At 49.1% G+C, this 17,080-nt stretch carries 7 protein-coding genes; 4 read left to right on the plus strand and 3 right to left on the minus strand.

Features of this window, described 5'->3' with window-relative positions:
* Positions 1 to 101: 101 nt before the first annotated feature.
* Together VF260_08050 and VF260_08055 are read left to right on the plus strand one after the other, a co-directional pair.
* Complete coding sequence (locus VF260_08050; GenBank protein ID HEX7057131.1) at positions 102 to 3,455, plus strand: carbohydrate-binding protein; 3,354 nt, start codon at positions 102 to 104, stop codon at positions 3,453 to 3,455.
* Between the two features lie 188 nt (positions 3,456 to 3,643).
* The gene (locus VF260_08055) at positions 3,644 to 9,274 is read left to right on the plus strand and encodes a bacterial Ig-like domain-containing protein (protein HEX7057132.1); all 5,631 of its coding nucleotides are present in this window, start codon (positions 3,644 to 3,646) and stop codon (positions 9,272 to 9,274) included.
* Between the two features lie 104 nt (positions 9,275 to 9,378).
* Here VF260_08055 and VF260_08060 read toward each other — a convergent pair whose 3' ends face one another.
* The gene (locus VF260_08060; GenBank protein ID HEX7057133.1) at positions 9,379 to 9,567 is read right to left on the minus strand and encodes a hypothetical protein; all 189 of its coding nucleotides are present in this window, start codon (positions 9,565 to 9,567) and stop codon (positions 9,379 to 9,381) included.
* A gap of 77 nt (positions 9,568 to 9,644) precedes the next feature.
* On the opposite strand from VF260_08060, the gene VF260_08065 reads away from it, so the two are divergent.
* Positions 9,645 to 11,954 (plus strand): ATP-binding protein, encoded by a 2,310-nt coding sequence (locus VF260_08065; protein HEX7057134.1) that lies wholly within the window; start codon positions 9,645 to 9,647, stop codon positions 11,952 to 11,954.
* Between the two features lie 21 nt (positions 11,955 to 11,975).
* On the opposite strand, the gene VF260_08070 is transcribed toward VF260_08065, so the two are convergent.
* Together VF260_08070 and VF260_08075 are read right to left on the minus strand one after the other, a co-directional pair.
* The gene (locus VF260_08070) at positions 11,976 to 13,598 is read right to left on the minus strand and encodes a response regulator (GenBank protein HEX7057135.1); all 1,623 of its coding nucleotides are present in this window, start codon (positions 13,596 to 13,598) and stop codon (positions 11,976 to 11,978) included.
* A complete protein-coding gene (locus tag VF260_08075) occupies positions 13,595 to 15,454 on the minus strand; it encodes a sensor histidine kinase (protein ID HEX7057136.1) in 1,860 nt (619 codons plus the stop codon). The genes VF260_08070 and VF260_08075 overlap by 4 nt, the downstream gene beginning before the upstream one ends.
* Before the next feature lie 223 nt (positions 15,455 to 15,677).
* Here VF260_08075 and VF260_08080 point away from each other — a divergent pair, with 223 nt between their 5' ends.
* Positions 15,678 to 17,051, plus strand: a complete 1,374-nt coding sequence (locus VF260_08080) for an extracellular solute-binding protein (GenBank protein ID HEX7057137.1) — start codon at positions 15,678 to 15,680, stop codon at positions 17,049 to 17,051.
* Positions 17,052 to 17,080: the final 29 nt, after the last annotated feature.

Here is a 17,080-nt window from a genome sequence, read left to right on the forward strand (position 1 = left end):
CCGTGCGCTTTTGGCCGTACGGCCTCAAACTGCTGGCAAAACGCCATGCCCGCGAATGCCCGCGTGCCGATTCCCAAAATAAAAAGGCAAGGAGTGTTAACATGACGAAGAAAAGCATTTTATTTGTCAAAAATAAACTGGCGATTTGTCTGTTAATTTTCTCAATCGTCTTCGTACAATTGTCCTTGGGCGGTTCCGTCTATGCGGCTACATATGAAGCCGAGGCCGCCAGCTTATCGGGAGGCGCTTTTGTTGCGACAGACCATACAGGTTATTCCGGCACCGGATTTGCGGCCGGTTTCATCGATGTCAACAAAGGAAATGCCGCCGCGCAATTCATGGTGAACGCCGCTTCCGCAGGCAGCTATGATATTACGTTACGATATGCGAATGGCACCGGCAGCGCAAAAACATTAAGTTTATATTTGAACGGAACAAAAGTAAAACAAATTTCCCTTCCGGCAACAGCCAACTGGGATAGTTGGAGCACGCGAGTCGATACGGTCAATCTGGTTTCCGGCACCAATACGATCAAATATAAATTTGATTCAACCGATTCCGGAAACGTAAATTTGGATAAAATCGATGTAAACAAGACGCCTGTTCCCCCGGAAGGGCAATATGAAGCTGAAGCCGCCGAATTAACGGGAGGCGCCGTCGTCGCTTCCGATCATGCCGGCTATACCGGGACCGGGTTTGTAGGCGGTTTCACCGATGCCAACAAAGGCAGCGCGCAAGCCAAGTTCACGGTCAATGCCGCAGCAGCGGGCAATTATAACGTCGCTTTACGCTATGCGAACGCTTCCGGGATCACGCAAACCATTAGCATTTACGTAAATAATGTGAAGATCAAGCAAATATCCCTGGCCAATTTGGCGAATTGGGATACATGGAGCACGCAAGATGAGACGGTGACGTTAAATGCCGGGACCAATACAATCGCTTACAAATACGATACAACCGATTCGGGCAATGTGAATTTGGACAATATTGTGCTCATGCCATTATCTGCGACGCCAACGCCCACACCGACGCCCACCCCAACTCCGTCCGGCGCTTATGAAGCGGAAAACGCCGCTTTGTCGGGTGGAGCCGTCGTGGCTTCCGACCATACCGGCTATACCGGGACCGGGTTTGTCGCCGGTTTCACAGATACGAATAAAGGCACTGCCCAGGTAAAATTCACCGTTGCAGTGTCGAACTCCTGCAATGCGGATGTAGTGCTGCGTTATGCGAACGGCACCACGATTTCCCAGACGTTAAGCATTTACGTGAATGGCGTAAAATTACGACAAATTACGCTATCCCCAACCGCAAGTTGGAATGATTGGACGACGAAAACGGATGTGTTATACCTGAATAACGGCAGCAACACGATTGCCTATAAATTTGACGCAACCGATTCGGGCAATGTGAATTTGGACAACATCTTTGTGAACACGCCGGTGCCTACCCCAACCCCGACGCCAACGCCGACACCGGAGCCTGCCAATACGTATCAGGCGGAAGACCAGTTTTACTCCGGCGGGGTAACGAATGCCGGAACTTTTTTGCAGAACTTTTCGTCTGTCGGCGCGCGCGTTATTTTCACAGTCAACTCCGGCACGGCGGGCAACGTAAATGTCGGTTTGAACTACGCGAACGCAACGGGAAGCAATAAAACTTTGAATGTTTATGTGAACGGACTATACGCATTAACGACAACGCTTGCCGATACCGGCGGTGCGACAACATGGGCCGTAAAGAATGAAACGCTGAATTTGCGCAAGGGGATCAATACGATTTCCTATCGGTTTGACAGCGGCAACAGCGGCAATGTCAATATCGATTCCGTATCTGTAGCCGGTGGCCTGTCGTTGTCTCCTCGCGGCGCAACTCTTGCTTATCAAGAATATGAAGCGGAAAACGGCGTAACCAACGGTACGGTCATTGCGCCCGACAGAACGTTTGGAACTGTCGCCGCCGAATCTTCCGGCAGAAGCGCCGTAACTTTAAACGCAACGGGCCAATACGTGCAATTCACCGCAAGCCAGGCGGCCAATTCACTTGTTGTCCGTTACAGTATGCCGGATTCCGCTGCCGGCGGCGGCCTTGAAAAAACGTTGAGTCTGTATGTAAACGGCACGAAAACAAACACATTAAATCTCAGTTCCAAATATGCCTGGACTTACGGAGCCTATCCGTATAACGATAACCCGGCAAACGGCAGCCCGCACCATTTCTATGATGAGAGCCGTTTCTTGGTAAATATCCCGGCCGGGGCAACGGTCAAATTACAGAAAGATTCCGGCGATACCGCGGCTTACTATACGATTGACCTGATTGACCTGGAACAAATTGATTCTCCTTATTCCAAGCCGGCAAACTTTATCGATATTACATTAGCCCCCTACTACGCGGTGGGAAACGGGTCAACAGACAACACCGCCGCGATTCAAAATGCGATTAACGATGCGAAAGCGCAAGGGAAAGGAGTATGGATTCCCGAAGGAACGTTTGTGATTAGCGGCAGGTTGAACGTGGATCATGTCCAGGTTCGCGGCGCCGGCATGTGGTACTCGAAGCTGAAAGGCGTTGGCGGCAAGGGAGGATTTTTCGGCCAGGGAAGCAATGTGACGATTGCCGACCTGGCAATCGAAAGTGATTCCACCTACCGGAACGATGCCGGCGACAATGCGGGCATTGAAGGAAATTTCGGTACAGGATCACTCATTCAAAATGTATGGATTGAACATATGAAAGTCGGCTTCTGGATTTCCGCGGGAACGAATGGCCTTTATATTGTAAACGGTAAAGTTCGCGATACTTGGGCGGATGGGGTTAATTTCGCCGGCGGCGTGCTCAATTCGACAATAAGTCACTTTAATATCCGCAATACCGGCGATGATGCGTTTGCCATGTGGTCGAACGGCAGCGCCAACGTGAACGACACGTTCCGTTACAACACCGCGCAGCTCCCGTGTTTGGCCAATACGTTTGCGATCTACGGCGGCCAGGACAACAAAATTATTGACAACATCGGCGCGGATACCGTTACCGCATCCGCAGGCATCACCATCAGCAATCGTTTTGGCGCAACCACCTTTACGGGGACAACAGAGGTGCTACGAAACACGCTGAATCGCACAGGCGGCTGGGAACCCAACTGGAACACCAGCTTTGGCGGATTGTGGATTTATGCGGAAAACACCGGCATTCCCGCTCCCATTGTTGTCGATACGCTGGCTATTAACGACAGCACGTATGACGGCATCAAGCTCAGTTACAATCAAAACATCAGCAGCACCAGTTTCAATAACGTGCAAATTAACAAAGCGGGCGGTTACGGCTTGTATTTCGACGGCGTAACCGGAACGGGCACTTTCAGCAATGTAACAGTTACGAACGCGGCTGCGGGCGGACTCTATAACAGCACCTATACGATTAACCGGGGCGCCGGCAACAGCGGATGGTAACACAGGAATAATCTTGTTTTAAAAGATTTGTAATCCAAAGTCGGGAAATGTGAAAACGGCGGGGATAAATGCGGTTTATCCTCGCCGTTTTTTGCATTGGAAAAGTAAAGATATGAGATGAAGATTATAGAAGTAATACCTGTGAAATGGTTAAATAGATGGTAATCTATAGGAAAGGAGTCCAACATGTGCGAAATAACAAAAGGTTGATTGCGTTTTTTGTGTCTTTATTGCTGGTTTTTTCGCTCGTGCCCGTGTCCGCTTTCGCCGCTGACGAGACGGCGGGGATGATCAATATTGCGAGCGACTGGCAAGGCAGTGTGTTTGGCGATGTCGGCGGGCAGGACAAGATCAACGCGGAAAACTTCAGCATTGTTGAAAGCGCTGCCAACGGTTTTGTCACCATAAGCAGTCGGAATGATCGGGGGAAAATAGCCAGCGGTTCGGAGGGTATCGCGTATTATTACAAGCAAATTTCCCCGTCTGCAAATTTTCAACTGTCAGCCACCGCCCATGTCGATGCCTGGAAGGCAAATAACCAGGTATCGTTCGGAATTATGCTGCGCAGCAACGTGCTGCAAAATGAAAGTGCGAGCTTCACCGGCGATTATGTGGCGGTCGGCGCTTTGGACCAGGTTATGAAAGGGTTCACCAAAGCGGATGGAAAGCAGGTTAAAACAGGTTTTGAATTTTCCTCGGCCAGTATTCCCGGCAAGGACGAGCAGTATAGCCTGAGCATTAAAAAGTCGGGCAATTTGTACTTGATCAGGGTCGGAGACGAAACAAAAGTGATTGAAAGCGACAGCGCTCTGGCCTATGTCGGCCTGTTTACCGCGCGGAATACGACCGTGACATATAGCGACGTCAAATTAACGATGGAGCCGGAAGTTCCGCTGGGCAGTTGGCAGTTCAGCGCGTTTGGCTCCAACACGGGCAGGTCCGGAGCTACGCCGAAAAACCCTGATCCGGTTGTCAACGACGACGGTTCGGTCACCATCGCGGCCAATGGCGGCAAGATTTCTAGTTCTGTCGACGGTATCAGCTTCTACTACAAAGAAATTCCCGCCACCGTATCCTTTGAAGTGTATGGAAAGGCGACCGTCAATTACTTCGGCGCCAACAATCAGGTTTCATTCGGCCTCATGTTGCGCGATGAGGTTGGCATTGATGGGGATACGAGCGGCCATACGGCGAATTATGTGGGTGTCGGCGGCCTTGACCAGATAATTGAAGGATTTTATAAGAATGGCTCGCAAACAAAACTTCCCATCCTAGATGCCGCTGTTCCCGCTGCAGGCGAAACATATGACTTCAGCATCAAAAAAATCGGCGATGCTTATATATATACCGTGAACGGGATTAGCAACACGATCGTTCAGGATGACATCTTTAGCGGCAGCATTTTTGCCGGTATTTATGTCGCACGGGATGCGGAAGTCACCTTCAGCGATTTCGGGATCCGAACGGATGCCAGAGCGCCAAGCGTACTTAACCTGGATACGTCCGGGATGAAAACTGTTTATCTGGTTGGCGAGAGTCTTGATTTGAACGGTTTGGTCGCAAAGGCGAAATATGCAGACGGCAGCGAGGAATATTTATTAAGCAATGAATATGCGGTGACGGGCTTTGACAGCAGCAGTGCCGGAACGAATACGATTACGCTGTATTTTAATGGGAAAACAGCGACGATCGACTTGCAAATTCTGCCGCTCACCGTTACGAATATGGCGATCAAATATTACCCGGCCAAAACGGATTATTATTTGGGAGATGTTTTTGACCCGCAAGGCTTGGTCGTGGTAGCCGATTACAATACTGGCGTCAGTGCGGAACTGACGGCGGACAAATATGCTATTTCGATTGCAGACGCCACGGTGACCGGGGCGACATACACGTTTGACAGCCCGGGCGCAAAGACCGTACGGATCAATTCCCTGGAAACGCCGGGGATGTCCGCAGCTTTTGAAGTTACGGTTCGAAATGCGGCGATCAGCGGACTGGAAATCAGACAAATGCCCGCAAAAACGCAATATTTTATCGGCGATCGGTTGGATCTTGCCGGTATGGTCGTTTATGCCCAATATAGCGACGGTTCGGAAACAAGATTGCTGCGCGGCGAGTATGCCGTTTCTCCGCTTGACAGCGCGAGTGCGGGGGACAAGGAAGTGACCGTTTCCTACAAAGGTTTGACGGCAACTTTCCACGTCAATGTGAAAGTGAAAAAAGCCGTGCGTATTGAAGTCACCCAATACCCGAAAACGACCTATACGATTGGCGAAGGTTTTAACAGTTTGGGCCTCATTGTGTCAAAGGTATTTGACAACCAGGATAAAGAAACGCTAGCTGCCGGCACCGATTATTCGATCGACACGTCCGCGTTCGATAGAACAGCCCCCGGTGTTTATGATATTGTAATCAAACCCGCCGATCAGACGCTGTCCCCTATTACATTGCCGGTTACAGTGCGGGAAAAAGCCGAGTATGAATGGAAATGGACGCGATTCGGCCAATCAACGTCGAAAAGCAAAAATACGTTTGAAGATTTGGGCAGTGGCGTTTATCGTCTGACCGCCTTGGAGGGCGGCGGCAAAATTACCGGCGATCATGACGGAATAACGTTTTATTATACGGTGCTTGATGCCGTCAAAGACAATTTTACGCTGTCGGCGGACATCAAAGTGATTGAGTATGCCAAAAGTCCGCAAGACGGTCAGGAATCGTTCGGAATAATGGCGAGAGACGCCATTGGCGTTGATGGCGATTCGTCTATATTTGCGTCCAATATCGCAGCCGTGGGCGGTTACAGCGGAGGAACCACCGCCGACAATGGCACGCAATTGTTTGTCAGAACCGGTGTAACCACTCCGGACGGGGCTGGCAGCCAAGGCATTCAGAAAATCATGTTGAAAAACGAACGGCCGGCGCCCAACAACACTTATCCGAATGCCGAATACCGGCTTACATTGGCCAAAACGAACAGCGGCTTTATCGGAAGATTGAATGACGGGCTAATGCAACTCATTTTTACACCGGAAATTATGAATGTGCAGGACGGAAAAATGTATGTCGGATTTTATACCGCACGACTGGCGACCATCGAAGTCAGCAATATTGACTTTTCCGTAACAGCGGCGGAAACTGACGCTCCCCGGATGGAGCCGCCCGCTGCCCCGGTAGCTCCGCAGGTAGAAATTTTATCGCGGGATAAATCGGCGGAAACCGCATATGATTTCATGGCCAAAACGAATGTAAACGGAACCGCGACGTTAAAGTTGGGCCAAAGCGTTCTTGCGCAGAATGTAGCCGTGCAAGCGGGACAAGTGCTGTCCATTCCGACGACATTGGCGGCGCAAACGACAAACAATTTCAGTTTGACATTTATTCCGGATGACACGCAGTATTTGACGAGCTATGACAAACAGATCATCAACTTTTCCGTAAATATGAAAACATACCAGGAAGGCAAAGCCATTTATGTCGCCCCGACGGGAACAAGCCTGGGGACGGGAAGCATGGATGATCCGTTGGATCTCGATACCGCGATCGCTTTTGTTTCCGCCGGTCAGACCATTATCGTGCAGGACGGAATCTATTCGCGCGATACAAGTCTCATCATCGACAAATTTAACGACGGCACGGCTCTTGCGATGAAATCGCTTGTTGCCGCGCCCGGCGCGTCACCGGTTATCGATTTCAACAAGAAATCCGAAGGCGTTGTGCACAGCGGGAATTACTGGCATGTGAAAGGTATCGCGTTTACCCATTCCGCACCCAACACCAAAGGATACACGATTGGCGGAAGCCATAATATTATCGAGCAATGCAAATTTTACGAAAACGGCGATACCGGCTTGCAAATCAGCCGCACGGACATAACGGAAAATGATAAGGCAAAATGGCCGTCCTATAACTTGATTTTAAACAGTGAATCGTTCGATAATATGGATCCGTCGCAAAATAACGCCGACGGTTTTGCCGCCAAGCTTACTTCAGGCGAAGGCAACGTATTCAGAGGCGATATTTCCCACAACAATATAGACGACGGTTGGGATCTGTATACAAAAGCCGGTTCGGGCGCGATCGGAGCGGTGCTGATCGAAGATTGCATCGCCTATCATAACGGCACTTTATCGGACGGGACGGTTGGGAAAGGCGATAAGAACGGGTTTAAGCTGGGCGGCGAAGGAATTTATGTCTCGCATATAATCCGCAATAGCCTGGCCTTTGGCAACGGGGCTGCCGGCTTTACCAGCAACAGCAATCCGGGTGTGATTGCCGAGAATAATATTTCCTTCAATAATGGCGGAAGCAATTTGAGCTTCACGACATATACGAATATTCCCGAGGATTTTACGATTAACGGCTTTGTTTCCTACAGGACGGAAGGTACGGCGAAAGACAATTTCCCGTCGCGATTGAAAGCAAACAATAATTACTTTTTTGACGGTGCCAAATCGGTAAATCTGTCGGGTATAACCCTGACGGATAACAACTTCGCCAGTTTGACACCCGCGTTGCCTTATCAACGGGATGAGAATGGCGATATTATCCGTGGCGATTTCCTGAGATTTCTTGCGCCGACGCCCGCGTCCTCGTCCGATTCATCGAGTGTCTCCCCATCGCAAACGGCAACAACCGATTTGACGGGGAATGAAGACGGCAGCGTTACGCTTAAAGCTCCGGTCAAAGTTGACAATGGCACAGCCACCGTTACGATTGACGGCGATACGGTGAAATATGCCGTTTCGCAAGCAGTAGCGGATGAGCGCGGGCAAAAGATCATCCGCATCGATTTCACGCAAAGCGAAGCGAACACCGCCAAGACTTTAGCCGTAAATCTTCCTGCCGAGGCATTTGCCCAGGAAGCGACATTCTTTGAAATCAAAACAAATGCGGCTACGGTGCTGCTACCGGCCAATATGTTTACCGGTACCGGGATGGAAATCAAGGACAATGTTCAATTGTCGATAAATTCCAGCATGCCGGACGGAGAGTTGCGGGAAAAATTGGGCGACCAGCCCATATACGATTTTTCGATTGCGGTTGACGGCAAAGAAGCTGCATGGAATAATCCCGATGCGGCGGTAAAAGTAGCTATCCCCTATTCGTTATCCGCCGATGAAACCGATGCGGAATTCGTCGTGGTTTGGTACATTGATCCGGAAGGAAATATAATGCCGGTTACGAACGGACATTACGATGCCGATTCCGGCGAAGTTGTCTTTACCACCAGCCATTTCAGCCGATATGTCGTGACCTATCTTCACAAAACATTCGCGGATGTGGCCTCCTCTCACTGGGCCAAGCATGCAATCGATGTCCTGGCTTCGAAAGGAGTGTTAAATGGTGTTTCGGCGGATTCGTTTATGCCGGACCGCCCGGTTTCCCGCGCCGATTTCACAATCATGCTGGTGAAGGCGCTTGGGCTTACCGCCAATGTGGATACAAACTTTGCGGATGTGAAGCCGTCCGATTATTATTACAGGGAAGTCGGGATTGCGCGAAAGCTCGGAATTGTGCAGGGATTCGGGAACGGCGCATTTTTGCCAAAGCAAAATATTTCCCGTGAGGAAATGTTCGTGATGATCGCAAACGCGTTGTCGTTCACCAATATGCACGAACATAGCGGACAAATTGACACTTCCGTGCTTGCCGCGTTTAAGGATTCCGGCCGAATTTCCCCGTATGCGAAAAATAGCATTGCATCGTTGGTGCAACTGGGAATTGTGTCGGGCGACGGGTCTATGCTCAAACCAAACGGCCGTTCCACCCGGGCCGAAGCGGCCATGGTGATATACAAATTGATCAATCTGCATTAAAAATTGCTTGCATTAAAGGCGAATTCAAGAATACAAAAAAAGATTGCGCATTTTGTAGAAAAATGTGCAATCTTTTTTTGCGTCTGGTAAAATTAAGTAAGAGATTACGACCACCAGGCTTTAACTTGAACCGGTTTTTCAGGTTCGTTTTGCGAAAATACTTTTAACATTGCTTTACTTTCTTCCTTGCTTAAATCCGCCGCATTGAAAAGGTTTACAATCGGGGTTTTGCGATCACTTTTGAGGTTTCTTACATGAAATTGCAAGCTGGGAGAAAACTCAACGAATTGCATTTAAACTCCTCCTTACATATATGTATCTATTCAAACGCTATTATACCAAATAATTGTAAAAAAGCGGAGTGAAATTTGTGCATAAAAAAGTTTTTATGGGTTTGATTTTAGTATTATTGCTTGCCGCCCAAATCTGGTTTGCCTATATTACAATGCAACACCCTTATCTAGGGATTAATTTAAGCAAAAATGCCGATGAGTGGACGGTTTCCAGCCTGGATAAAAGTACGGATGGGCTCGTCAAACTGGAAGTCGGTGACCAAATTTTAAAAATTGATGGCGTAAATCCGGACGATTATTTCAGCGCGAAATATTGGCGGACAATCGAACAGGCTGATTCAATCAAAATAATGCGAAATGGCACTCCGCTGATAGTCGATGTTGGAGACGTTCAAAACAGTTTTTCCGTTGGGACGCTTCCGTTGTTGGCAGAAGCCGTATCCTTGTTAATGGCTGTCCTGTTGTATTTTAAACTTGGCCGCACACCTTCGGCACGATTTCTGGCGCTGGTTTTTTTTATAATCGGTTTGGCGTTTATGAGTCTGGGCGCTTCGGCGCGGGGCGATGCGTTGGGAAAATATTTGATCATTAATGCGGTTTTGCTCACTCCGATTGTATTTTTGCATTTTTTGCTCGTCCTGCTTAGCGAAAAAGGAAACATATCACTGAATGTGCGCTATATGAAATATCTGTATGGCCTTTCATTTGCGCATATGGTTCTATTTCTGGGGCTCTTTTTGCCTGCATTCGCTTATTATATCAATAAATACAATACGATCATTTCTCTTCCGTATTTTGTGTTTGGCATCGTGATCAATTTTTTTGTGCTGATTTATTTGTACCGAAAACACCGACGGAATATTTTGTATTTGTCAACGATTATCAAAACGATATGGGTATCGTTGGTGATTTCGTTCTCGCCCGTCATCATTCTGTCATTTTTGCCGCAAATTATTTTTGGCCAAGAATGGATCGGTTCCATATATACCGCCTGGTTCATCCTGTTTCTGCCGCTTTCGTTTACTTATCTGATCGCAACGGAGCGGTTGTACGACATTCCCAATGTCGTCCGCCGCATCCTGTTTACCGCCTTGATGGCCGTCATTCCGAGCGGAATTATCGTTGCCGCATCCGTATTTTTATTCACGCCGCAAGCCGATATGGAGCGGCTGGCCATTCAGTTTATTCTGATCGAGGCGCTGATTACGTTTATTTTGTATTCGCTTGAATACATTACAACCAAATTGAACAAGTTTATGTTCCCGCACAAGTACTATTTGCAACAAGCGCTAGGAAAAATCGCCCGTGATCTGGCTACGATTTCCAGTCTGCGTGAAATTAAGGAGATTGTCCTCGTTGACATCATGAAAACGCTGCAGGTTTATGGTGTGGCGATCGTGTTTAAATTCACGGAAGAACTGGAGACGATCAGCATCGGGGAAATCGATCTTTGCAAAGTGGAACGGCATATTGCCGATGGACGCTTGAACTGTGACGAATGCACCATTTTTCCCATCAACCGTCACGAGGAATACAGCAGTTTCCTGGTCGTGACGAAAAAGAAAGCAAATACGATGCTTGTGCTGGAAGAGCACGAATGGCTGAATCTGATCATTACCTATCTGTCGGTCAGTCTGGAAAACATCTATCTCATCCGCAAGCTGACGACAAAATTGCATGAGTTTGCCGCGCAGGCGCTTGATGAGCAAACCGCGAGCGAATTTTTATGGTTCCGCAAATCGTTATTCGAACTGTTGGAAAGGGAGCGGCAGCGGATTGCCAATGATTTGCATGACACGACGATGCAGGATTTATTGTATTTGAAGCGCAAGCTTGCCGCCTTGATGAATAAAATGCAGATTACACAGGAAGAGCGCGCCCAATTGAACAGTTTGATCGAATACATTGAGGCCATCAACTCCAACTTGCGGCAAAGCTGTTTTGAGTTGTTTCCGCATTTGCTGCGGGCAACCGGCCTGGTGGATACGATCGAGAAAACGTTGGATATCGAAAATGTTTCAGTACCGTTTCAGATTTATTTTCGTCCGGTTAACGTCAAAGAGATTGAACGGCTTGACATGGAGCAAAAACGCCATTTGTTCCGCATTGTGCAAGAGCTGATCAATAATGCGAAGAAGCATTCCAACGCGACGGAAGTGGCGATTGAACTGGCCGCAAAAGACGGAATGGTTACGCTTTCGTATCGCGACGACGGAATCGGCTTCGATTATATACCCGAACCGGTGCTTGGCAAATCGGGAGTCGGCATGCTGCAGTTGAAAAGCCGTGTCCTGGACCTGAACGGTCAGCTGGATATCAAGTCAAACAAAGGCGGCGGGTTAAAAGTGCGGGTCGCATTCCCGCTGAACGCGACCCGGTCGGCGTAAAAAGAAACGATTGGTTTATGGTCATGGGGAACCTTCCGAGCGGCCATGCAGGCTTTGGTACTCGCCTGGCGGTATGCCGAAATGCTGTTTGAACACATAGGAAAAATGCTTGACACTAACGTATCCAACCTGCTCGGAAACGTCGTATACCTTAATTCCGGGCTTCATGCGAAACAGTCTGGCCGCTTGCTCCATCCGCACCCGGGATAGGAATTTGATATACGATTCGTTTGTCTCCTGATGAAAAATGCTGCTCAAATATCCCGACGATACGCCTATTTTCTCGGCAATCAAGGCGAGGCTGAGCGGCTCGGCATAATGAGCGTTGATATACTCCTTCGCCCGGCTGACCACATCATGTTCGCCCTTCTCTTCAGGTTCAGCCGGAGCATAAATATGTGCGATGTTCGTGAACAACTTAACCACCGCCTCTTTTGCTAAAGGCGTTTCATCCGATGTGGGGAGTTCCCGCAGCAACTTCATCGCCGATTCTTTGCGTTCCCCCGCATCTCCCGGCGACAGTAATCCAAGTCGACGGATCAGATGAACGCCGTATCGTCGCAAGGAAGCTGGCCGAAAATCCGGGAACAGGCCGATATATTCCTTGACCAGCATGGCGATAGCGGCAACCCCGGCGTTTGGCAGTTCCGCCCGCAAAGCCTGTATCGTTTGTTCCCACTTGTTGATGATACCGTTGTCCACATATGGTTTATCAAGGTAGACATAGAGTGTCCCACCACTGTGAACGACCCGGGAAAACAACAATTTCCGCGCCTCCAGGCCGGAAGCCCCGAGCTGAAGCACCTCGTATTTCGGCGTTCCGATCGCCCCCGAAACCGTAAGCCCGGTATGTTTGGCCATCGCGGAAGCAATATCGGCATAAAGCCGCCTCCCGGCAGCCACTAATTCCGCTTCATCGTCTCCGCTAAGCAGAATGTTCGTATTCTGCTCTTCGTCGAGAAAAACTCTCCCCCGCCCACTGCCGTCAGCCAGTTCCTCGGCAATCTGATTCAGAATAAATTGAAACAGTGCGATGTCGCTCGCCGGGACGGACGGCTTGGTCAGTATCGATTCTTCATCCAGTGAGAGCACCATAATCATGCCAAGCGATTCAATCAGACTGATCTTGAACTTGTAAAGCAGCGGATATAGCGCTTTAACTTCCACATGGCTGTCTGTCACGATCGCTTTCAGCAATTGCCGAACCGCCATGCGCCGGGAAGCTTCCGACATATTCCGCATGGCGCGAAAAGCTAGCTCCTGGTCTTTTTCCTGTTCGATTTCCTCCCCGATGCGCCGAACCGTATCGTACAGTTCGTCCGACTGGATGGGCTTCAGCAAATAATCTTTCACGCCGTAGCGTATCGCTTCCTTGGCCAACGAAAATTCATCATAGCCGGAAAGAATAATCATTTTTTGTTTTTTCCCGTTCTCGATGACCCAGCGGCATAAAGCCAAACCGTTCATCACCGGCATTTTGATATCGGTGATGATCAGATCAACTTCTTCATTCATCAGAAAATCCGCCGCTTCCTGCCCGTCCATGGCTTCGCCGACAACTTGCCATGCGGCATCATGCTTGGGCAGCTGCTCCCGCAAAAAAGCTCTTGTCAGCGGCTCATCGTCTACCACCAAGATCCTCATAGATGATCCTCCTTTTTCCCCGTTTGTCTCTTGCCGTCTGGAAGCGGCAGCCGAATGGTTACCGTGGTGCCGGCTCCCGGTTCGCTTTCGATCTTGAGCCCGTATCGCTCGCCGTAACGAAGCCTGATCCGCTGGTGAACGTTGATAAGGCCGACGCCCATTCCCGAGAAGCGCTTTTGCAAATCCGCTGACCCGTTTGCGATTCCGGCTGGGGAATCGAGGGGCTCGGCGATTTTCTGCCGGAGATTGCGTAGTGTTTCCGCGTTCATACCGCCACCGTCATCACTGATTTGGAACATTAAATCGTTGTGATCAACCAGGCTCGCAATGCGAATCGTCGTTTTTTCCCGTTTCGCCTCGCATCCGTGTATCACGGCATTTTCTACAATCGGTTGAAACAGTAAAGGTGGAATCGGCATGTCGTACCATTGCTCATCGATGTCGATCAGGCAAGCCAATCTTCCTTCATAACGGCTGCTTTGGATGCTTATGTAATTCGTCAAAAGCCCGATTTCCTGGCGAAGCGTCACTTCCCGATCCCAGGTCGTAATACTGCGCAAAATGCTGCTCAGCTTATGGATGTGATCGATGGCTTGCTCCTGTTTGCCGGATTGCATCAACAGGCTGATCATATTGAGCGTGTTGAAAATAAAATGCGGCCGGATTTGGTTGTGCAGAGCCTTGAACTGCGCCTCCTGCTGCAGCAGACGGGCTTCGTACACTTCCTTGATCAGGCTCGTATTCCGTTCCAACATATCACTTACTTTGATGACGAGTCCATTAAAAGAAGAACCCAGATAGCCGATTTCGTCACTTCTTCGTTCTGTGAAGCGGACCGACAGATTGCCGTGATTGATTTCCTTCATCAATCGGACGATTGCAAACAGCGGCTTCAGGAAATTGCGAATAAATATCGACAGCACTAGGATGGCGAACAGAGAGCATACTAGCGCGATAACCAGCGTAATGTTGCGCGTCAGCCGCGATTTCTGATTTAATTCGTCCAAAGAATTGACGGCAACGAGCTTCCAGCCAACCCGGGGGATCGACACGGAATTGAGCAGATATCCTTTGCCGGCAATGGTCGTTTGGCCGCCGTTCGAAATCGAGGCGCCGGCAGCGGCCAGGAACGGCTCTATCTGAGTGCCCTTAAGACTGGAATAGATGGTGCTATTCCGATCATCGGTCAGCAACAAACCGCCCTCTTTGCCCATATCGATCTTGTTCAAAATTTCTTCAATGCCGCGATAGTTGGCGTCAACCTTAATCACACCGAGAATCCGCTCCGTATTGCGCGTACTGCGAAGCTGAAGGGCTAACGAAAAAATGGGAAGCTTGCCTCCTGTCCCAACCCGCTGAAGCCTGGCGGGAATAAAAACCGGGTCGCGCGATGAGAGCGCCTTGCGGTACCAGTCGGTTTCCTTGTATTCGGTCTGGGTGTAATCGAACGTTGAAATGCGGCTGATCGAATAGATTTCATTGGTAAAAATGTTCACCTGAAGAATATCGTTGCGCGGGAGTATCATCATTTCGTCAAGAAAATTCTCTATGGTCCACCGCTGTTCCAGTTGTTCGGCTTCCGAAGGCAGCTTCTCTTCTTCAAGGGCGCGCATGACGGCATCGTTACGATAGGGGGATTTGGCAAGGCGAATCAAATCATCCAAATAATTGTCAATATTAAGCGATGCCTGTTCGATAATTTGCTGAACATGATCGCTCGATTCCGCCTCGAAATTGCGGGTGTACTGGGTGTAGGAGAGAATGGATTCCAAAAACAACAAACTCGAAATAATCAAAGCAGTTATGAGCAGAAGTTTGGTCTTGATATGCCAATCCCGATATCTTTTCAGTTTCATGGAGCGAGCCCCTTCCCCAGTGCGTTATTGCGACATTGCCTCTTAGCAATCAATGATAGAATAGAGGAAAGCAGGCCGCAATGCCTAATAAAGCAAACAGAGGATATTCTGAAAAAATCATACCTCCATCCGAAAAATACGGTATTCCTTGATGAGAGCGGGGTCAAGTAAGATAAAAACGTCTAAGCAGTATCCATAAATCATTTAGAGGGGATGAGCGAATTTGCTTAAAAAATGGTTGATAACCACCATCAGCTTAGTACTCGTACTTGCTATGCTGGCAGGCTGCGGAGCGGACAACGGCAAACCGGCCGCAAGCGACAGCAATAGTGGAACGGATAATGACAAGGTGGCTGCCCAGACAGGCGGCGGAAGCAAGGAATCTTCAGCGCCGGCTGAGAAAGTCAAACTTAAGTTTTTTACCGGTAAGGTTGAAACGGTCGATCTGATGAACCAGTTGATCGACAAATTTAATTCAACACACCCGAACATACAGGTGGAACAGGAATACCAGAAAGATGCCAGCAATGTCATTAAGGTCAAATTCGCTTCCGGCGATATTCCGGATATCACCACGGTCGTCATGCAGGATTATATCGACCAGGGCAAGTATCTGGATTTGTCGAATGAACCGTTCTGGTCGAATATTCTGCCCTCCGTCAAGGAGCTGTGTACGGATATCAAGACCGGCAAGCAGTTTAAAGTTGCCACGAACGTGACGATGGCCGGCATCTTTTACAACAAGGATATATTTAATGAACTCGGGCTGAAGGAAGCGCTCACCTGGGACGACTTCTACAACAATCTGAAGGTGATCAAAGAGAAGAAGCCTGATGTTGTCCCGTTGTTTCTTCCCGGCAAAGAGTCGTGGACACTTGGTCATCTCGTCGAATTTATCGCGCATGGTGTGATAAAGCAAAAGTATGGCATCACCGATTCACGCAAAGCGTTCATTTTTAACGAGCAGGATAAACTTGCTTTCGACGCGCCGAACGGCAGCATGGAATCGTTCGCAAGCCGCTTATTGCAACTGAAAAAGGATGGACTGATCAACAGCGACGCTTTAACCGCAACGTATGACAACCAAAAACAAGCGTTTGTTTCCGGCAAGGCGGCGATGATCAGCCAAGGCATGTGGGTTATGGGCGATCTCCTTAAAATGGATCCCAATTTCGCCTCCAAGATCGGATTCAGCCCGTACCCGCCGATTATCGACGGCACAAAACCTGTCGTACTATCGGCCGAGGATTCCGTTTACGCGATTACGTCAGCCTCGAAGCATCCGAAAGAAGCTTTGGAGTTCCTGAACTTTTTGTTCCAGCCGGAAAATTTGCAAGCATACAGCGAGTTCCTGAAATCGCCGCCTGCGTTTACAAATGTGGATGCCGACTGGGGTCCGATCAAGGATGAAGCAAAAGCCGCTTTATCCAAAGGCGCCAATATTCAATTTACCGATTGGCCTTCCGGCTTTTCCGGCGATGATGCCGGCCGCGTCGTGCAGGAGTTGTTGGCGGACAAATATAAAACACCCGCGGAATTCGCCAAAGCGTTCAAGGAATCGTGGGATAAAGCATGGAATGCAACGAACGGCAAGTAATCTTATGCAGTCGTAGCTGAATCATCAAT

The organism is Bacilli bacterium, from assembly GCA_036381315.1.
Lineage (GTDB): Bacteria > Bacillota > Bacilli > Paenibacillales > KCTC-25726 > DASVDB01.

Coding starts and splice junctions, on each gene's coding strand:
- VF260_08075 (HEX7057136.1), bottom strand. CDS start 15,454: ATGAAACTGAAAAGATATCGGGATTGGCATATCAAGACCAAACTTCTG.
- VF260_08070 (HEX7057135.1), bottom strand. CDS start 13,598: ATGAGGATCTTGGTGGTAGACGATGAGCCGCTGACAAGAGCTTTTTTG.
- VF260_08060 (HEX7057133.1), bottom strand. CDS start 9,567: ATGCAATTCGTTGAGTTTTCTCCCAGCTTGCAATTTCATGTAAGAAAC.
- VF260_08050 (HEX7057131.1), top strand. CDS start 102: ATGACGAAGAAAAGCATTTTATTTGTCAAAAATAAACTGGCGATTTGT.